Source organism: Rhodococcus sp. (in: high G+C Gram-positive bacteria) (assembly GCF_049286785.1).
Taxonomy (GTDB): Bacteria; Actinomycetota; Actinomycetes; order Mycobacteriales; family Mycobacteriaceae; genus Rhodococcus_F.
In genome coordinates, this window is sequence record NZ_JBAQEO010000316.1 from 1 (window position 1) to 17,944 (window position 17,944).

Genomic DNA, 17,944 nt, shown 5'->3' on the forward strand with positions numbered 1-17,944 from the left:
GTCAAGGACTGGGCAAGGGCGCCCCGCTCGAGCACCGATATCTCTCCGGCGGAACGCAGAACGAGATCTACGAGCTCACCCGGGAAGACCTTCGCTGCGTGATCCGGATTCCACCCCCGGAGGCTCCGGCGGGCCGCGACAAGGGCATCCTGCGGGAGTGGCAGATCATCTCGGCGCTCGAGGGCACCGATGTGCCTCACACCGAGGCGATCGCCGTGTGCGATGACGCCTCGGTGCTCGGCCGGCCGTTCTATCTCATGGGGTTCGTCGACGGCTGGTCTCCGATGGACAACAGGAACTGGACGCCGCCCTTCGACACCGATCTCGAGGCGCGGGCCGGGCTCGGCTACCAGTTGGCCGAGGGCATCGCACTGTTGTCGAAGGTGGATTGGAAGGCCAAGGGCCTGCAGGACCTCGGACGCCCCGACGGATTCCACGAGCGTCAGGTCGACCGCTGGATCGGCCTCTTCGAAAAGATCAAGGGCCGCGAGCTCGAGGGCATCGAGGTTGCCACCGAGTGGCTACGGAACCACAAGCCGCTCGACTTCGTCCCCGGCATCATGCATGGTGACTACCAGTTCGCCAACGTCATGTTTCAGCACGGCACGCCGGCGAAGCTCGCCGCCATCGTCGACTGGGAAATGGGGACGGTCGGAGACCCCAAGCTCGACCTCGCCTGGATGCTCGAGGGCTGGCCGGCGGACACCAGCGCCCCGGAAGCCGCCACCTCCAGCTATGTCAACCTGCAGGGCATGCCGTCGATGGAGCAGCTGGCAGGGCACTACTCCGAGATCTCCGGGCGCCAGATCGACGACCTCGACTACTACCGGATCCTCGCCAAGTGGAAACTCGCGATCATCCTCGAGCAGGGCTTCCAGCGCGCCGGTGACAACGAGAAGCTACTCGCGTTCGGTCCCATCGTGGCCCAGTCGATGATCGCGGCCGCCGAGCTCGCGGAGACAACGGAGTACAACTCATGACGGACGGGGCCGACGAGCTCGTACGCGAGCAGCGCGGACCGATCCTGATTCTCCGTCTGAACCGTCCCGATGCGCGTAACGCGTTGACCGGCAGCCTGATGCGCGACCTCGGTACCGCTGTCGTCGAAGCCGAAGCCGATCCGGAGATTCGCGTCATCGTCCTCACCGGCGCCGGCGACCGCGCATTCTGCTCGGGCATGGATCTGCGTTCCTTCGCGGAAGGCGAGGGCGGCTTCACGTCCGAGGGTTACGCCCGGCTCGCGGCGGGGCAGCTGACGATCCCGGTGGTCGGCGCCGCCAACGGCACCGCCATCGGCGGCGGTCTCGAACTCCTCCTCGGTTGCGATGTGCTCGTCGCGTCCTCCGCGGCAAAGTTCGGTTTCCCCGAGGTGAAACGTGGCCTGTTCCCCGGCGGCGGCGGCACATCCATCGGGACGAGGATCCCGCTGAACATCGCGTTGGAGATGACCCTCACCGGCGACTTCGTCACCGCCGATCGCGGCTACCAGCTCGGGTTGGTCAACGCCGTCGTGGACCCGGACCAGGTACTGGAGACCGCGCTGGGATACGCCGAGCGGATCGCCGCCAACGCTCCCCTCGGGCTGGCCGCGTGCAAGGAACTCGTCCGCCTCACAGTGTCCGATCCCGCACGCGCGGCCGGGCGCCTGGGCGAGTGGCAGTCCGTCGTGTTCAGCAGCGACGACGCCAAGGAGGGCGCCGCGGCATTCATCGAGAAGCGCACACCGAACTGGCAGGGCAGGTGATCTGACGATGCGTGCCGCAGTCTGCTCCGAGTACGGTCCTCCCGAGGTCGTCCGGATCGAAGCGCTTCCGTCGACCCCGCTGGAAGCAGGGCAGGTACGGATCCGGATCGGCGCAGCGGCCGTCAACTTCTCGGATGTGTTGCTCATCGCCGACAAATATCAGGTCAGCGTGCCACCACCGTTCACTCCCGGCAGTGAGTTCGCCGGCGTCGTCGGCGACCGGGTCACCGGCACCGGGTTCGTCGGTGCGTTCGCCGAGGAGGTGATCGTTGCCTCCGACAAACTCACCCTCACCCGGATCCCGGACGGCATCGATGCACGGGTCGCCGCCGCGTTCGGTGTGGCGCACCGCACCGCGTACCACACGCTTCGGTCGGTGGCGCGCCTTGCGCCCGGCGACGAGTTGATCGTTCTCGGCGCCGGCGGCGGTGTCGGCCTTGCCGCGGTTCAACTCGGCATCGCTCGTGGTGCGTCCGTCACCGCGGTCGCATCGAGCACCGAGAAGCTCGATGTGGCTGCGTCCTACGGTGCCCGCCACCTGATCAACCACCGGTCCGGGGATCTGCGTGCTGCGCTGCGGGAAGTACTCCCCCGGGGGGCCGATGTGGTTGTCGACCCGGTGGGAGGCGACCTGTCCGAACCCGCACTCCGCGCGCTGCGCCCGGGCGGCCGCTTCGTCACGGTCGGGTACGCGTCCGGCGTCATCCCTTCGATCCCGCTCAACCTGGTACTCGTCAAGGGTGTACAGATACACGGGTTCCAATTCAAGGACATCGCGCCGGATGAATTCCGCCGCAACGAGATCGAACTCACCGATCTGCTCGTCTCCGGGGGTGCCGTCCCCCACATCGGAGCCACCTTCCCGCTCGACGAGGCAGCCGGCGCCTTACGTCACGTCGCCGACGGCCTGGCCATCGGAAAGGTCCTCATCGACCTCGAGACGTAACGGTCGCGGGGTAACAAGACCGAGGGGCAACAACACCGAATGGCAACAACACCGAATGGCAACAACACCGAATGGCCCGATGCGTATCGCATCGGGCCATTCGGCATCCTGCTACTAGCTTGCGGAAACGAGAGTTCCACCACCCGAAACCCGGCGCAGCCCACCGTTACAGAAGGTCTCGGTGGCACCGACCGAATCGAGCTCGACGGAGGCGGCGACCAGGGCTTGAGCCTTGAATGCCCGTGCAGCAGCGCTCAGCCGATGCTGCATCGAACTGTAGTTCTGGGCGAGTTCGGTGGGCAGCGAGTCTCCCCACAGCGTGACTACCTGACCCGAGTCGAGGGTGTCCAGTACCCGCTGCCGCACCCGGGGGTCGGCTCGATACAGATCCGCGGCAACCGCGATCGCCTGCGGTCGCAGGTCCAAAGCCTGCGAAGCCAGCGCCGATTCGAGATCGACGGTGGAGGCGCCGAGGATGTGCAGTGGCCGGGCATCCGCGTGGTCGGCGACCATGGCGGTGACATCCCAGCCGGCCATCACCTGGTCGAACAACCAGCCGCCGGCGTAACGCACCACTTCGGCCACGCTCGGCGCCGCCAGAAAGAGCCGGCGCCTCAAAGTGTGCCTGCGGGCGTGAGCTGTCGTGTAAGCGACTGTGTGTACTCCGCAAAGACCTCGGTCAGCGGAATCGAAGGATCGAGCAGCCATGAGGTTTCCATTCCTTTGAGAAAGGCGACAATCTCTACGGCCTTGACGGCCGAGTCCAGGTCAGTGCGGTACCGGCCGTCCCGTTGACCGCGGCAAATGCCCGCAGCCACCGTGTCGAGCGCGGTCCGGTACCGACTGACTAGGCGGTCGTGCAGGGGAGCATCCGGATCGAGGTTCTCAAGCAGGAGAACCGCGAAGATGCCGACGAGTTCGGGAGACCGCTCGAACCGTGCGGCAACCCCGCCGATCTGCTCGACGACGTCGCCGGACCGGTCGCTGTGGATGTCGTCGTCGATGTCGCGGGCGTCGAGGACAGCATTGAGCAGCTGTTCCTTGGAAGTGAAATGATGCAGCAGACCCGCCGGGGTGACCCCGGCCTCCCGCGCGATCTGCGCGAGTGTCGTGCTGCGCCACCCATGACGTGCGAGCAGGCGCTGTGCCACCTCGAGGATCCGCTGCTTACGGTCCTCACCCTTGGCGAGGAGCGTGGCATAAGGACGCTGACCGGACACCGAACTCCCTTCGAACCAACCTAGTGAACACACAGTAGGTTGGTTTTCCCGGCGTGACAAGAGTCACATCGAAGTAATTTTAGTGAGCGGGCTCACAGGCCCAGGGACTTGGCGATGATCACCTTCATAACCTCACTCGTCCCGGCATAGATGCGGGCCACACGCGCGTCCGTGTAGAGGCGAGCGATCGGATACTCCGTCATGAAGCCGTAGCCGCCGAACAGCTGAAGGCACCGGTCGACTACCCGGGCCTGCATCTCGGTACAGAACAACTTGACCCGTGCCGCGTCGGCGCCGGACAGCTCACCGTCGACGAGGTCGAGCACCGCGCGGTCGATCATCGTCTGGCCGGCTTCGATCTCCGCAGACATGGCGGCCAGCTCGAACTTCGTGTTCTGGAAGGAAGCGACGGGCGTTCCGAACGCCTTCCGTTCCTTGACGTACTCGATCGTGGTCGCCACCGCCGACCGCGCCTGGGCCACCGACCCGACCGCCACCGTCATCCGTTCCTGCGGGAGATTGCGACCGAGGTAGCCGAAGGCAGCGCCCTCCTCGCCGAGCCGGTTGACCACCGGCACCCGAACGTTGTCGAAAGACAACTCGACGGTGTCCTGCACCTTGCAGCCCATCTTGTCGAGAATGCGCCCGCGCGTGAACCCCGGCATGCCGTCCTCCACAACCAGCAAGGTCAAACCAGCTCGCCGATTGTCCGGGTCGGTCGAGGTCCGGGCCACGACGATCACCAGATCGGCCAGCAATCCGCCGGTGATGAACGTCTTCGCGCCGTTGAGGACGTACTCGTCACCGTCGCGCACCGCCGTGGTGCGAACTCCCGCCAGATCCGACCCCGTGCCGGGCTCGGTCATCGCGATCGCCGTCAGCAACGTGCCCGCGGCCAGACCGGGAAACCAACGATCCCTCTGTGCCTCGTCCGCGTAGGCCAGAAAGTACGGGAGGATGACGTCGAGTTGGGTGCGCACCGTACTCAATGTGACCAGAGCACGCGCCGCCTCCTCCTGAAGGATGACGTTGTACCGGTAGTCGGGCAACCCCGCTCCCCCGTACTCCTCGGGAATGGCGGTACCCAGCAGCCCGAGGGAGCCGAGCTGCTCGAAAATCGCACGCGGCATCCGGCCGGCCTTCTCCCAGATCGGATAGTCCGGAACGACACGCTTCTCGATGAAATCCCGGGCCAGCTTGCGGAAAGCCTCGTGATCTGCCGTGAACACTTCTCGTCGCATGATGATTCCCTCCTCAGACTGCCAGCTCGAGGAGAGTGGCGTTGGCCGTGCCGCCGCCCTCGCACATGGTTTGCAGGCCGTAGCGAATCCCGTTGTCCCGCATGTGGTGAACCATCCGGGTCAGCAACGCTGCGCCCGAGCCGCCCAGCGGGTGGCCGAGCGCGATCGCGCCGCCCAGCGGATTGAGCCGCGCCGGATCCGCCCCGGTCTCGGCGAGCCACGCCAACGGAACCGAAGCGAAAGCCTCGTTCACCTCGAAGACACCGACCTCGGACAGGTCGACCCCAGCCTTCCGAAGTACCTTCTCGGTTGCGGGAATCGGACCGGTGAGCATGAACACCGGATCGGCGCCCGTGACCACACCGGATCGGTACGTGACGATCGGGGTCAGCCCCAGCTCACGCGCCCGCTCCGGTGTCGTCACCAGCAGTGCGGCTGCGCCGTCGGAGATCTGGGAGGAGTTCCCCGCGTGGATCACACCGTCGTCGATGAACGCGGGTTTCAACGCCCCCAGCTTCTCGACCGTGCTCCCTCGCCGCACACCCTCGTCGGCTGCCACCATCCCTCCGTCCGTGGAGACGGGGACGATCTGGGCGTCGAAGGCGCCACTGTCCTGGGCGGCTGCCGCCCGTTCGTGTGAGAGAACGGAGAACTCGTCGAGCCGGGTGCGCGAAAGGCCCCACTTCTCTGCGATCATCTCGGCCGAGACACCCTGATTGAACGAGAAACCCTGGTAACGCGCAAGGGCTTTCGGACCGTACGGCTGGCCGGTGGAGCGGGCCGCGCCGAGCGGAACCCTGCTCATCACCTCGACTCCGCCCGCGACGACGACATCCTGCTGACCCGACATGACGGCGTGCACGGCGAAGTCCAACGCCTGCTGACTCGACCCGCACGCGCGGTTGACGGTGGTACCGGGAACGCTCTCGGGCCACCCCGCGGCGAGCACCGAGTAGCGACCGATGTTGCTCGACTGATCTCCCACCTGGGAGACGCAACCCCAGACCACGTCGTCGACGATTCCAGGGTCGATACCGGTGCGCTCGACCAGCGCACCGAGAACCACTGCCGACAGGTCGGCCGGGTGCACGCCGGACAATCCCCCGTTCCGCTTACCCAACGGGGTACGGACCGCCTCGACGATTACTGCTTCACGCATCAATTTCTCCTGCTTCTGAACTACTCATCGTTTCGAACGCCGGCCGAACTGCCGGCACGCTGCACTGCCCAGCGACCTGTGAACAGCGGTTCACGTTTCGCGGCGAAAGCGGCATACGCCTCCGACGCGTCGGCGGTGGCGAAGTTGACCATCTGCGCACGTGCCTCGTTGGCCAGCGCATCCCGCATCGTCCGGTCGGCGCCCTCGTTCAACAGCGCCTTGCTCTGGGCGAGCGCGACGGGAGGACCGGCCACCAGTCGCTCGGCGAGTTCGGCGACGTAGCTGTCGATGTCCTCGGCCGCCACCACCCAGGTCACCAGATTCAGGGCCCGGGCCTCCGCCGCGTCGATCATTTCCGCCAACAGCGCCAGCCGCTTGGCTTGCTGCAATCCGACCAACTTGGGCAGCAGCCACGAGCCGCCCAGGTCGAGAGACAGGCCGCGCCGGGCGAAGATCTGCGAGAATTTCGACTCCGGTGTGGCCACCACGAAGTCACATCCCAGCGCGAGATTCCATCCCGCGCCCACCGCCACCCCGGTCACCTTGGCGATCGTCGGCTTCGGCAGCTCGTGCAGCAACAGTGCCACATCGGTCAGGGCGCGCATCTTGTGCGTGGGATGACCGTTGGAGGATGCCGAGATGTCGCCACCGGAAGAGAAGGCCCCGCCTGCACCGGTGAGGACGACCGCCCGCACATCCGGATCCCTTCCGGCTGCGCCGAGCGAATCGCTCAGCGCCGCCCACAATTCCAGGTTGATCGCGTTCTTGCGCTCCGGCCGGTTCAGGGTGAGGGTACGAACGCCGTCGCGGTCCTCGGACAGCAGGACAGGACCTCCGGTCACAATGATTCCCCACTTCGCCTACCTGCCATCAGCGGTAAGCCGGTCCGATTGCGCCCTGCTCCCGCAGCCGGGCGATGTCTTCCTCATCGAGCCCGAGTTCGGAAAGCACGGCATCGGTGTGCTGCCCGAGCCCCGGAACCGCGGCCATCGGCGGGTCGTAGCCGGAGATGATCGGCGGCGGCAGCAACGACGGAATCGGACCCGCCGGCGTGTCGATCTGCCGCCAGCGATCCCGTTCGCTCAGCTGCGGATGCTCCAGCACCTCGCTGGGAAGGTTGTACCGCGAGTTGCCGATTCCCGCCGCATCCGCCGTCTTCTGCACATGAGTGAGGTCGTGCAGCGCGCACCACCCGCCGATCGCCTCGTCCAGCACCTCGCGGTGCTCCACGCGGCCCGAGTTCGTCAGAAACCGCGCGTCGTCAGCGAGGTCGTCCCGTTCCAGGATCTCCCGCGCAAGGCGCTGCCATTCCCGATCGTTGGTGGTACCGAGCACCACGGTCTGCCCGTCACCGGTCTCGTAGGCGCCGTACGGGGCCACCGCGGGCGAACTCATCCCGAGCGGTTGCTGATTCACCCCGGAGTGCCTGGTGAAGGTGAGCGGGTAGCCCATCAGCTCGGCCATCGTGTCGAACATGCTCACCGAGACCGAGGAGAGCGGCCCGACCCGGCCGGGGTCACGCTCCTTCTGCCACAGCAAGGCCAGGATCGACAACGCAGCATAGAGCCCCGACGAGATATCGGCTACCGGCGGACCGGGTTTGGCCGGCATACCGGGGAAACCGGTGACCGCACACGCACCCGACTCGGCCTGCACGAGAAGGTCGTATGCCCGCTTGTGGGAGAGCGGGCCGCCTGCACCATAGCCGTCGATCTCGACCACGATCAGCTCCGGGTACCGGGTGGCGAGCTCGGTGGGCGCGAGGCCGAGCCTAGCGGTGGCACCCGGCGCGAGATTCGACACCAACACGTCGGCACTGCCCAGCAACCGGTGCAACATCGCGATTCCGGAGTCCGACTTCAGGTCGAGCGTCACGGACTCCTTGCCCCGGTTGGCCCACACGAAATGCGCCGCAAGACCGTTCACCACATCGTCGTAGTCACGCGCGAAGTCGCCACCGCGCGGATTCTCGACCTTGATCACGCGGGCACCGAAATCGGCGAGCGTCTTGGTGCACATCGGAGCAGACACCGCCTGCTCCAAGGTCACGACGGTGATCCCCGCGAGCGGGCCGCCCGTACCGGGGGCCGCAGGTTCGGGGGACGCAGGTTCGGGGGACGCAGGATCGGGCATCACATCACCATGCCGCCGTCCACCGGCAGCACCTGCCCGGTGACGAAGGAGGCGGCATCGGAGGCGAGGAACAGGAATGCGCCGGCAATCTCCGCTGGTTCTGCCCAGCGCCGCAACGGGATACGGTTCAGCATCTGCTCGGCGAACTTCTCGTCCGTGCGAATGGTCTTCGTCATCGGGGTCGCGGCCAGAGGGGCCAGCGCGTTGACGAGAATATTCTTGCGCGCGAGTTCACGTGCCAGCGACTTCGTCAGACCGATGATTCCGGCCTTGGCGGCCGAGTAGTTCACCTGACCGAGCGTGCCGGTGATGCCAGCCGACGAGGTGACATTGATGATCCGTCCGGTGCCGTCGGTCGCCAGGAACGGCAACGCGGCCTGCGACAGGTGGAAAGCGCCCTTGAGGTGGATGTCGAGCATTCGTTGGAAGGACTCTTCCTGGAGGTCCTTGAACATGGCCGGAGCGGTGACGCCGGCGTTGTTCACCAGTATGTGGAGCACGCCCTCGGTGAAGCCGGCGGCCCGGGCCACCGCGGCATCGGCAGCCGCCCGGTCGCGAACGTCCAGCGCGAAGCTGTCGGCCTTGCCTCCCGCGGCGGAGATCCGCGCGGCGACAGCCGCAGCGGCATCCGGATCGACATCGGTGACGAGCACGGCCGCACCGGCACCGGCGAGCGCCTCCGCGACCGCCGAGCCGATGCCGCCGCCGGCGCCGGTCACCAATGCCGACCGTCCGGTCAGATCGAAGTACCCATTCTTCACGGCCATCAGTAGCTCCTCGGCATTCCCAAAGTGTGTGATCCCAGATAGTTCAAAATCATTTCCTGGCTGATCGGCGCGATCTTCATCACCCGAGCCTCACGGAAGTAGCGGGAGACGTTGTATTCCTCCGAATAACCCATCCCGCCATGTGTTTGCAGTGCGCGGTCGGCGGCGGCGAATCCGGCGTCGGCACAGAGGTACTTGGCGGTGTTCGCCTCGCGCCCACACGACTTGCCGTTGTCGTACAGCCACGTGGCCTTTCGCAGAACCAGTTCGGCGGCGTCCAGGTGGGCCAGCGAATCCGCGAGCGGGAACTGGATCCCCTGATTCATACCGATCGGCCGACCGAAGACTTCACGTTCCTTGCTGTATTCGACCGCCTTGTCGAGCGCCACCCGGCCGATCCCGAGCGCCTCGGCCGCGATCAGCATCCGTTCCGGATTCAAGCCGTCCAACAGATACCGGAAGCCCTGGCCTTCTTCACCGACACGGTCCTCGACGGGGACGTGAAGGTCGTCGATGAACAGCTCGTTGGAGGTGACCGCGTTGCGCCCCATCTTCTTGATCGGCCGGATATCGATCTTGGTGCGGTCGAGGTCCGTGAGGAACAAGGTCATACCGTCGGTCTTCTTTTCGACGTCGTCGTAGCGTTGAGTGCGGGTCAGCAGGAGAATCTTCTCCGACTCCATCGCCTTCGAGATCCACACCTTGCGCCCGTTGACGACGTAATGGTCACCATCGCGTCGCGCAAAGGTACTGATACGCGAGGTGTCCAGGCCTGCACCCGGTTCGGTCACGCCGAAGCACACATGCAGGTCACCGTTGACGATGCGGGGTAATGTCCGCTGCTTGAGCTCGTCGGATCCGTGCTTGACCACCGGGTGCATCCCGAAGATGGACAGGTGGATCGCGCTCGCTGCATTCATGCCGCCGCCGGATCGCGAGACCTCCTCGAGCAACAACGTCGCCTCGGTGATGCCGAGTCCGTGACCGCCGTATTCCTCCGGCATCGTGATTCCCAGCCATCCGCCGTCCGCGATGGTCTTGTAGAACTCCGTGGGAAACTGGTGCGCGAGGTCCTTCTCCATCCAGTACCGGTCGTCGAACTTCTTCATCAACTCGGCTACCGACTTCCGGATCAGTTCCTGATCCTCGGTCAGCTCGAAACTCATTCCGCCGGACACATCGATACCTCTGCTTTTCTCTCGTATTGCCGTCGGATTCGTTGCGGCGGTGTTCATCTACCGCCGGACCCGACCGTGCGTCCCGCTCTACGTCGTCGTGCTCTGTCCGGAGTCGACGATTCGGCTCAGTCGGACGCGGGTAATGCCTTGGCAGCCTTGATGGTCATCGGAGTGCCGTCGCAACTCAGCTCTCCCACCCCGGGGGACGTGCAGAGCAGTTCGAGCGTCTCGCTCGCGTCCACATACCGCTTGCCTATCAGCGTGACCGGATCCGTCACGGGCGGGGCGGAGGGGCGGCCGGCGGCGGCGGGTTCCATCGGGCTGCCGCCGCAGGTGATCACCGGCCTACCCGCGGCCGGCGCGCGCACGACGACGACCCGGGTGGTACATACCGTACTGGCGAGCTGTTCACCGGGTCGCAGGGGTGCAGGTGCGGTCATGATGAAACTCCCTTATCCACAACGCGGTCGGCAAACAGAGCGAGATCGAAGGACTGCCGGGCCAGCCAGAACCTGAGGAAGCTGGTGAGCGAGTAACGGAGGAACACAGCCCCGCCCACGACCGCCGCGGAGATCCCGATGAGCGCGATGATGATCGCGTCCCGCTGCTCGAGCGGATCGGAGGTGCCGTGCGACATGAAGTAGGCCACCACACCCAGCACCGGGCCCAGGACCATCAGCAACACGCCGAGACGGAGCCAGAGGCTCCCCCGCCCGGCCGACGGATCGGGAATCTTCAGTTCGTTCAGTTCGCGGGTGAAGCGATCCGCGCGGGTTTCGATCGAGGTCATACGGAACTCCCTAGGTAGAGGGCGGCGAGTTCGGTGCGTAACCCGCCGTCGGGGTGGCCTTGCTTTTCGATCCGGCCGCGCACCAGAACGGCCGCGTGGTCGGCGATGTCGAGAACTGCGGCGGCGAACTGCTCGACGACCAGCACTGCCACTCCCTGCCGGGCGATCTCGGCAACCTGTTCGTAGAGTTGGCCGACGATCAGTGGGGCGAGCCCCATCGACAGCTCGTCGAGCAGCAGTACCGCGGGATCAGTGGCCAGGCCGCGGGCGAGGGCGAGCATCTGCTGCTCTCCTCCCGACATCGTCCCGGCCGTCTGCGACGCACGCTTTCCCAGGATCGGGAACCGCGTGAACGCGATCTCCTCGATCTCTTCGCGGGAACGCCCCGTGAACGTCATCATCAGCAGGTTTTCCCGGACGGTCATGTTGGGGAACACACCGCGGCCTTCCGGGATCAGGCACACACCCGCCCGAGCCAGATCACGGGGTTGAATCCCGGTCACGTCCCGGCCGCCGAGCAGCAGTTGCCCGGCAGTGACGGGATGAACTCCGGCGGCGACCCGCAGCGTGGTCGTCTTACCCGCACCGTTCGGGCCGAGTAGGGCGACCACCTGGCCCGGGGAGACACTCAGATCGATGCCCTGCACGACGGTGATCGCATCGTAAGCAGCTCGAACGCCGCGCAATTCGAGTACAGGACTCATGCTTCCCCCAGGTATGCGGCCAGGACGGTCTCATCGCGACGGATCACATCGGGCGGGCCGACGGAGATGATCTTCCCGAGGTCGAGCACATACACCTGGTCGCACACGCTCATCACCAATTCCATGTCGTGTTCGACCAGCAGGACGGCCGTCCCTTCGTCCGCAAGCGCCCGTAGGAGTACCGAGAACCGTTCCGTTTCCTCGGGGTCCTGACCGGCAGCCGGCTCGTCGAGCAGGATCAGGCTGGGCCGTACGGCCAGCGCCCGCGCCACCTCGACCAACCTGCCCATGCCGGTGGACAGCGCATCGGCGGTGGTGTGGGCTACTTCGCCCAAACCGAGCCGATCGACGATTTCGTCGGCCACCGCGGCCGCCCTCCGGCGGTCGGGACCCAATTCTGCGGCAACGAGCAGGTTGTCGCGGACACTGAGCCTGCCGAAAAGTTCCAGACGCTGGAAGGTTCGGGCCAGGCCGTGCCGGGCTCGGCGGGCGGGTCCCGCACGGGTGACATCGCGCCCGTCGAGAAACACGCTCCCCTCCACCGGCCTGCGCAGCCCGGAGATGACGTCGAACAGTGTGCTCTTGCCCGCACCGTTGGGTCCGATCAAGCCGGTCACGTGGCCCCGCTCGGCGCTCAGAGCGACCCCGTCGAGCGCACGGTGGCCACCGAACGCCACCGTGAGTTCGGTAACTTCGAGCTGTGACGGCACGGTCAAGCACCTCCTCGTCCTCCGCAGTCCAGGGGCGTCGCACGCCCCACCACTCCACCGGGATCTCCGGTTCGGTGGGAACCGGCCGGTGCCGCGACTCTCCCCAGCTGCGCGCGGCCAGTACCCCGGCCACCGCTCCCACGACGAGCACGTACCCGTTGATCACGTCACCGAGGCGCAGGATCCACAGCAGCGCAATCCAGCCCACCAGCGCGGCCATCACGACCCGGTCCCGAAGAGCCGGTTCCCAGCGCTTGCGCAAACCGGGCACCACACCCTCGTTGAACGCGCCGGAACCGTAGGCCAGACCGGCCGCGGCGGGCAGCGTCTGCACAAGGTTCTGAGCCGCCGGCCACAGCGCCACTATCGCGTTGAACGGTCCGGCGATCATCGTTCCCGTGAAAAGGCCGTTACCCACGACACCGAGCCCGCCGACCACGGCAATCAAGAAGATCCCCAGTCCGGCAACGAAATTGAACTGGTCGGCCGAAACGGACTGCAACTGCATCCCGTACAGCGCCCCACCGAGTCCGGCGATCCCGGCCGCGATCGCGAACACCAGGACCTTCGTCAGCAGCAGGCTACCGCCGAGCGTCGCGAAGGCGGCCTCGCTGTCCCGCAGTGCGATCAGGCGGCGACCGAACCGGCCGCGGCGCAGCGCGGCCACGCCCAACGTCACCAGGGCGAGACAGACCGCAGCGAACACCGTCAGTTCCGCCGGTGTGTCCAGTTGGAATCCGAACAACTTGGGCCCGACCAGGTTCACCGAACCCTGGTCGAACAGCCTGATCTCCAGTCCGAACACGTCCACGGTCGGCAGCGAGAAGATCCATCGGTCGAGCACCACCGCGATGGCGGCGGTCCCGAGCGCCAGGTACACCCCGGAGAGCCGCAGCGCCGGTAGTGCGACGACGGCGCCCGCGACTCCGGCGACGACCATCGCCGCGACGATCGCCCACCATTGCCCGTTCGCACCGAGATGCGAACAAGCGATCGCACCGATTCCCGCCATGCTGAACTGGCTCAGCGAGATCTGGCCCGCGTAACCGACCAGCGGCACCAGCGAGAGCGCTATCACGCCGAAGGCGAAGATCTGCCCGTAGGTGATGAGATCCCCTTCACCCAGCACAGTGGCCAGGACGACGCCGAACGCCACGATCACACCGGCGAAAACGAACGTGCCACGGACCGACGGCAGCGGGACCTGACTGAGGTTGCGATCCCGCCCGCGGAGCCGCCCGTGCGGAAAGAGCAGCAGCGCGAGCAACAGCAGGATCGCGGGCGCAGCCAGCCGTAACCCCGGAAGGTATTCGTTCTGCGGCAGGTAGCCGGCCAGATAGGCCTCCATGCAGCCCACCACGACCGCACCCACGAACGTCATCGGCAGGCTCTTCAACCGGCCGAAGATCGCTGCGGCGTAGGCGCTCACGATGAGCAACGAGAGCTGGGTCGCGTCCAGCGAGACCATCGGTGCGATGAGGATTCCGCCGAGTGCCGCCAAGACCGTTCCCAGAATCCACGCGACCCGGTTCGCTCGGACCGGATCCGCACCGGTGAGTCCCACCAGCGCGCGGTCGTCGACGGTGGCTCGCATCTCTGCACCCGTGCGGGTGCGGAACATCAGGATCCGCAGACCGATCGCCACAGCGATCGCGACCACCATGGTGAGCATCTGGTGCCACGTGATTGTCGCCGCGCCGAGGTGGAGCGGTTCCTGTTCGGAGAAGAACGTGGGCAGCGACCGGGACGCATTCGGATCCCACACCCATCGAGAAATGGCGATCAGACCACTGAGCATGGCGATCGTCATCACCAGCTTCTCCGCCTCCCCGAGAGATTGGACGGGTCGCAGCATCCGCTCGACGAGCAGACCGAACGCCGGGGCGAGCACCAGCAGCACGGTGGCCACTGCCAACGGCACCGGCCACCCCCAGCCGACGCTGAGCTGCCAGTAGGAGAAGGCCGCGATCATGCCGGTCGCACCGTGTGCGAAGTTGAACACACCGGTGGTCGTGTAGGTGACCACCAGTCCGCTACTGATGATCGCGTAGATCGCGGCGGTGGTGAGACCGACGATCCCGAAGGTGATGAACTGTTCCATTACTTCAGGTCGCCCATGCTCTTGCCGACGTCGGCGAGTGTCATCGGCACGCCGTAGTCGTTCGTGTACTTGCGGGCCGGGATGTCGCAGCGGTAGAGGCCGTTGTCAGGGTTGAAATCGGCAGCCTCCCAGCCGGTGGACGTGGCCTTTTCGATGTTGAAGCAGGGCTGCGGCGGAATCGGGGCAGCAAGGTAGGACGCGGCGTGCATGCCGCCTCCTGTCCACGCCGTCTCCTTCAGTGCTGCGTCGTACACACACGCACGGGTGAGGGCGTCACCGCAGCTGGCCGCCGCCTTGGCGAACAGTAACCAGGCCGACATGGCCCGCTGCGCCGGAAGGGTGATCTGCGCATCCGGGGCGTACTTCTTGTACAGCTCCTTCAGTTTCGTGACCGTCGGCTCGTCGCTTTCCAGCGGCGCCATGCCACTGAGGTCGACGAGGTTGTTCTGGTAGTCGGCGGACTTACCCAGCAGCTCGATGAACTGATCGTTGTACGCATTGTTGTTGGCGTCGATCCAATCGAGCTTGTAGTTCATTCCGGTAAGTACGCCCTCGAGCTTTGCCAGGTCCTTCCACTGACCCATGAAGATCAGGCCCTTGACGCCCTTGCTCTTGATGGCCTGGGCGTAAGGAGTCCAGTCCGACACACCCATCGCCGGGAAGAAGTCGTTGTAGACGATCGTGGCGCCGGACGCTTCGAGGGTCTCGGTGTTCATGGCTCCGATGGTCTTGGTGACCGCGGAGTCCCCGTTGAGCATCCCGACGGCGGACTTCGAGTCGGGGAAGGCCTCCATGGACCACAGCCGGAAACCGTTGTAGTTGTCATAGCCCGGAATCTTGGCGGGTGAAGCGCTGAGCTCCAGGTCGGCGCCGGCAGCCCTTTCCTGGACGACCTGAGCCGGGAAGCTCGGCAGCAGGCAGTTCAGCCGTTCCTTGACACCCAGGCCGTCGAGCCCGGCGCCGCCGCCCACGAGGGCGAAGTCCTCACGGCAGGCTTCGATCATCCGCTGGCGCGGTTCCATCAGCTTCGCGTCGCGGGTGTTGGCAACGATCTTGCGGCCGCTGATACCGCCCGCCTCATTACACCAGGACGTGAAAACGTTTGCAGCGTCGACGAACTCGGAGTTCTTGGTGAAGCCGATGTCGGAGAAGACGCCGACCTGGATCTCGTCCGCGGTGACCCCTTGGGCGCTTGCGCTCGACGCCTTGCCTTCCTGGCACACGTCGGTCAGATCGCCGAAGTCCGCGGATGCGACCTCGGAGGAGGTTTTTCCTCCGCCACTTTCATTTTCGGTCTCGGTACCACTCTCGCTACGGCCGCCGCACCCGGCGGCGAGTAGCGCCACCGCGGTGAGGGCGACAACGATTGTTCGCTGTGGTTTCACGTATTTCCTCCTCCACTGGACCTCGTCGGCCAGCCGTGTGAATCGGGAGATCGCCGCACACTCGCTCTGCCTCGGGGGCTGAGCAGGGCGCCGAACGCGGTGCTCTCATTGATAGGAAACTAGCTTCTCGCATTCAGAGAATCAACATATTTCTTTCAGCACCGGAACCGACCAGCTGCGCTTCTACCCTTCCGGCCGCGATCCGCGGCGGTACGGCCCCCTCGACACGGGCACCTTCCCGAACTGGGAGTTCACCGCGATTTGCCACCGGTCTTGACTATCCGGGCAACCCGTGGAAACCTACTGCTCATATTTGAGAATATGATTCTCCCGACCGAGAGGAGGTTATGGATGCCCGTGCTGCCCCCACTGCCGGCCGACCAATGGGACGACAAGGTACTCGGCGCACTCTCCGGCATGCTTCCGAGGAAGATGCGTAACCCTGAGGACGCCGGCAACGCGCTCGCGACACTCGTCCATCATCCTGACCTGACCGCGGCTTTTCTCCGCTTCAACGTCCACGTGCTGTTCCGGTCGACGCTCTCGCCCCGACTTCGGGAGATGACGATCCTGCGGGTCGCGCGTCTCCACGATTCTCCGTACGAGTCGAGCCACCACCTACCGCTGGCGGCGGAGGCAGGTCTGTCCGAAGAGGAGATCACCGCGGCCCAGCGCGGCGAAGCGGCGGACGAATTCGAACGGAAGGTACTCGAAGCCGTCGACGAATCTCACAAGACCTCCCGCCTGTCCGAATCCACCTGGACCGCACTCGGTGAGCACCTCGACGTGCAACAGCGGATGGACTTCCTCTTCACGATCGGCGCCTACGGCCTGATGGCCATGGCATTCAACACATTCGGCGTAGAACTCGAAAACGAAAGGTAGATCCGTGCCACACTTCGCAAAACCAGCTGAGGGCAGCTGGACCGAGCACTATCCCGAACTCGGGACCGCCCCGGTCGACTACAGCGACTCGATCGATCCGAAGTTCTTCGAGGACGAGCGCGAAGCGATCTTCAAGCGCACCTGGCTCAACGTCGGCCGCGTCGAGAAACTGCCCCGTAACGGCAGCTACTTCACCAAGGAACTTCCCTCGGCCGGACCCGGAACCTCGCTGATCATCGTCAAGGGCTCCGACGGCGTGATCCGCGCCTTCCACAACGTCTGCCGTCATCGCGGCAACAAACTGGTCTGGAACGACTTCCCCCAGGAAGAAACCGCCGGCAGCTGCAAGCAGTTCACCTGCAAGTACCACGCCTGGCGCTACAGCCTCGAAGGCGAACTGACCTTCGTCCAGCAAGAAGAAGAATTCTTCGATCTCGACAAGAACGACTACGGCCTCAAAGGCGTGCGCTGCGAGATCTGGCAGGGCTTCATCTTCATCAACCTCGACCCCGACGCGGCCCCCCTCGATGACTACCTCGGCCCCCTCGCCAAGGGCATCGAAGGCTACCCCTTCGCCGAGATGACCGAGGTGTACAGCTACAAATCCGAAATCGGCAGCAACTGGAAGCTGTTCATCGACGCCTTCGCCGAGTTCTACCACGCACCGATCCTGCACATGAAGCAGGCCACCAAGGAAGAAGCAGAGAAACTCGCCGGCTACGGCTACGAAGCCCTGCACTACGACATCGAGAGCCCCCACTCGATGATCTCCTCCTGGGGCGGCATGGCACCGCCGAAAGACCTCAAAATGGTCAAACCCATCGAACGCGTCCTGCGCTCAGGATTGTTCGGCCCGTGGGATCGCCCCGACATCGAGGGCCTCGACCAGCTTCCGCCAGGCGTCAACCCCGGCAAGTTCGACGTCTGGGGCCAGGACTCCTGGGAGTTCTTCCCCAACATGACCCTGCTGATCTGGGCTCC

Annotated in this window: 18 protein-coding genes and 1 pseudogene; 5 read left to right on the plus strand and 14 right to left on the minus strand. The window is 65.4% G+C overall.

All coding sequences use genetic code 11. The features are described 5' to 3' along the window. The first annotated feature begins 8 nt into the window (after nucleotides 1-8). From WAW17_RS12045 to WAW17_RS12055, 3 genes are read left to right on the plus strand one after another with little or no spacing between them, the layout of a single operon-like run. Nucleotides 9-980 (plus strand): phosphotransferase family protein, encoded by a 972-nt coding sequence (locus WAW17_RS12045; protein ID WP_422333224.1) that lies wholly within the window; start codon nucleotides 9-11, stop codon nucleotides 978-980. Beyond that, on the plus strand, nucleotides 977-1,744 hold the full coding sequence (locus WAW17_RS12050) for an enoyl-CoA hydratase-related protein (RefSeq protein ID WP_422333208.1): 768 nt from the start codon (nucleotides 977-979) through the stop codon (nucleotides 1,742-1,744). Before WAW17_RS12045 ends, WAW17_RS12050 begins: the two co-directional genes overlap by 4 nt. 7 nt (nucleotides 1,745-1,751) lie before the next feature. Beyond that, nucleotides 1,752-2,690: an NADPH:quinone oxidoreductase family protein gene (locus WAW17_RS12055; RefSeq protein ID WP_422333209.1), complete on the plus strand. Its 939-nt coding sequence runs from the start codon at nucleotides 1,752-1,754 to the stop codon at nucleotides 2,688-2,690. A 114-nt stretch (nucleotides 2,691-2,804) separates the two neighbouring features. On the opposite strand, the gene WAW17_RS12060 is transcribed toward WAW17_RS12055, so the two are convergent. The 14 genes and pseudogenes from WAW17_RS12060 to WAW17_RS12125 form a co-directional block, all read right to left on the minus strand. Then, the gene (locus WAW17_RS12060) at nucleotides 2,805-3,308 is read right to left on the minus strand and encodes a hypothetical protein (RefSeq protein WP_422333210.1); all 504 of its coding nucleotides are present in this window, start codon (nucleotides 3,306-3,308) and stop codon (nucleotides 2,805-2,807) included. Then, on the minus strand, nucleotides 3,305-3,910 hold the full coding sequence (locus WAW17_RS12065) for a TetR/AcrR family transcriptional regulator (RefSeq protein WP_422333211.1): 606 nt from the start codon (nucleotides 3,908-3,910) through the stop codon (nucleotides 3,305-3,307). Before WAW17_RS12065 ends, WAW17_RS12060 begins: the two co-directional genes overlap by 4 nt. 92 nt (nucleotides 3,911-4,002) lie before the next feature. Further along, nucleotides 4,003-5,151: an acyl-CoA dehydrogenase family protein gene (locus tag WAW17_RS12070; protein ID WP_422333212.1), complete on the minus strand. Its 1,149-nt coding sequence runs from the start codon at nucleotides 5,149-5,151 to the stop codon at nucleotides 4,003-4,005. Between the two features lie 13 nt (nucleotides 5,152-5,164). After that, complete coding sequence (locus WAW17_RS12075; RefSeq protein ID WP_422333213.1) at nucleotides 5,165-6,310, minus strand: thiolase family protein; 1,146 nt, start codon at nucleotides 6,308-6,310, stop codon at nucleotides 5,165-5,167. Nucleotides 6,311-6,330: 20 nt separating this feature from the next. After that, entirely contained in the window at nucleotides 6,331-7,152 is an 822-nt protein-coding gene (locus tag WAW17_RS12080; RefSeq protein WP_422333214.1) for an enoyl-CoA hydratase/isomerase family protein, read from the minus strand. A 28-nt stretch (nucleotides 7,153-7,180) separates the two neighbouring features. Beyond that, nucleotides 7,181-8,443, minus strand: a complete 1,263-nt coding sequence (locus WAW17_RS12085; protein WP_422333215.1) for a CaiB/BaiF CoA transferase family protein — start codon at nucleotides 8,441-8,443, stop codon at nucleotides 7,181-7,183. After that, nucleotides 8,443-9,210 carry an SDR family oxidoreductase gene (locus tag WAW17_RS12090; protein WP_422333216.1) on the minus strand — a complete coding sequence of 256 codons (768 nt, stop codon included), beginning with the start codon at nucleotides 9,208-9,210 and terminating at the stop codon, nucleotides 8,443-8,445. Before WAW17_RS12090 ends, WAW17_RS12085 begins: the two co-directional genes overlap by 1 nt. Next, nucleotides 9,210-10,376: an acyl-CoA dehydrogenase family protein gene (locus tag WAW17_RS12095; RefSeq protein ID WP_422333217.1), complete on the minus strand. Its 1,167-nt coding sequence runs from the start codon at nucleotides 10,374-10,376 to the stop codon at nucleotides 9,210-9,212. The genes WAW17_RS12090 and WAW17_RS12095 overlap by 1 nt, the downstream gene beginning before the upstream one ends. Before the next feature lie 137 nt (nucleotides 10,377-10,513). After that, complete coding sequence (locus tag WAW17_RS12100) at nucleotides 10,514-10,828, minus strand: hypothetical protein (protein ID WP_422333218.1); 315 nt, start codon at nucleotides 10,826-10,828, stop codon at nucleotides 10,514-10,516. Beyond that, a complete protein-coding gene (locus WAW17_RS12105; protein WP_422333219.1) occupies nucleotides 10,825-11,178 on the minus strand; it encodes a hypothetical protein in 354 nt (117 codons plus the stop codon). Before WAW17_RS12105 ends, WAW17_RS12100 begins: the two co-directional genes overlap by 4 nt. Next, nucleotides 11,175-11,882: an ABC transporter ATP-binding protein gene (locus WAW17_RS12110; RefSeq protein ID WP_422333220.1), complete on the minus strand. Its 708-nt coding sequence runs from the start codon at nucleotides 11,880-11,882 to the stop codon at nucleotides 11,175-11,177. The genes WAW17_RS12105 and WAW17_RS12110 overlap by 4 nt, the downstream gene beginning before the upstream one ends. Then, nucleotides 11,879-12,592 carry an ABC transporter ATP-binding protein gene (locus WAW17_RS12115; RefSeq protein ID WP_422333225.1) on the minus strand — a complete coding sequence of 238 codons (714 nt, stop codon included), beginning with the start codon at nucleotides 12,590-12,592 and terminating at the stop codon, nucleotides 11,879-11,881. The genes WAW17_RS12110 and WAW17_RS12115 overlap by 4 nt, the downstream gene beginning before the upstream one ends. Then, nucleotides 12,573-14,693, minus strand: a pseudogene (locus tag WAW17_RS12120) (ABC transporter permease subunit); the annotation flags it as partial. The gene WAW17_RS12115 and the pseudogene WAW17_RS12120, both read right to left, overlap by 20 nt. Further along, entirely contained in the window at nucleotides 14,693-16,078 is a 1,386-nt protein-coding gene (locus WAW17_RS12125; RefSeq protein ID WP_422333221.1) for an ABC transporter substrate-binding protein, read from the minus strand. The pseudogene WAW17_RS12120 and the gene WAW17_RS12125, both read right to left, overlap by 1 nt. A gap of 351 nt (nucleotides 16,079-16,429) precedes the next feature. Between WAW17_RS12125 and WAW17_RS12130 the strand changes: the two genes are divergently transcribed. Further along, nucleotides 16,430-16,963, plus strand: coding sequence for a carboxymuconolactone decarboxylase family protein (locus WAW17_RS12130; protein ID WP_422333222.1), 534 nt, complete (start codon nucleotides 16,430-16,432; stop codon nucleotides 16,961-16,963). Nucleotides 16,964-16,967: 4 nt separating this feature from the next. Beyond that, on the plus strand, nucleotides 16,968-17,944 hold a 977-nt coding region (locus tag WAW17_RS12135; RefSeq protein ID WP_422333223.1), incomplete at its 3' end, for an aromatic ring-hydroxylating oxygenase subunit alpha.

Bases quoted from the DNA above. Each gene is read 5' to 3' on its own strand.
- WAW17_RS12110 (WP_422333220.1), bottom strand. From the start codon at position 11,882: ATGAGTCCTGTACTCGAATTGCGCGGCGTTCGAGCTGCTTACGATGCG.
- WAW17_RS12130 (WP_422333222.1), top strand. From the start codon at position 16,430: ATGCCCGTGCTGCCCCCACTGCCGGCCGACCAATGGGACGACAAGGTA.
- WAW17_RS12070 (WP_422333212.1), bottom strand. From the start codon at position 5,151: ATGCGACGAGAAGTGTTCACGGCAGATCACGAGGCTTTCCGCAAGCTG.
- WAW17_RS12090 (WP_422333216.1), bottom strand. From the start codon at position 9,210: ATGGCCGTGAAGAATGGGTACTTCGATCTGACCGGACGGTCGGCATTG.
- WAW17_RS12050 (WP_422333208.1), top strand. From the start codon at position 977: ATGACGGACGGGGCCGACGAGCTCGTACGCGAGCAGCGCGGACCGATC.
- WAW17_RS12085 (WP_422333215.1), bottom strand. From the start codon at position 8,443: ATGCCCGATCCTGCGTCCCCCGAACCTGCGTCCCCCGAACCTGCGGCC.
- WAW17_RS12055 (WP_422333209.1), top strand. From the start codon at position 1,752: ATGCGTGCCGCAGTCTGCTCCGAGTACGGTCCTCCCGAGGTCGTCCGG.
- WAW17_RS12100 (WP_422333218.1), bottom strand. From the start codon at position 10,828: ATGACCGCACCTGCACCCCTGCGACCCGGTGAACAGCTCGCCAGTACG.
- WAW17_RS12105 (WP_422333219.1), bottom strand. From the start codon at position 11,178: ATGACCTCGATCGAAACCCGCGCGGATCGCTTCACCCGCGAACTGAAC.
- WAW17_RS12075 (WP_422333213.1), bottom strand. From the start codon at position 6,310: ATGCGTGAAGCAGTAATCGTCGAGGCGGTCCGTACCCCGTTGGGTAAG.
- WAW17_RS12095 (WP_422333217.1), bottom strand. From the start codon at position 10,376: ATGAGTTTCGAGCTGACCGAGGATCAGGAACTGATCCGGAAGTCGGTA.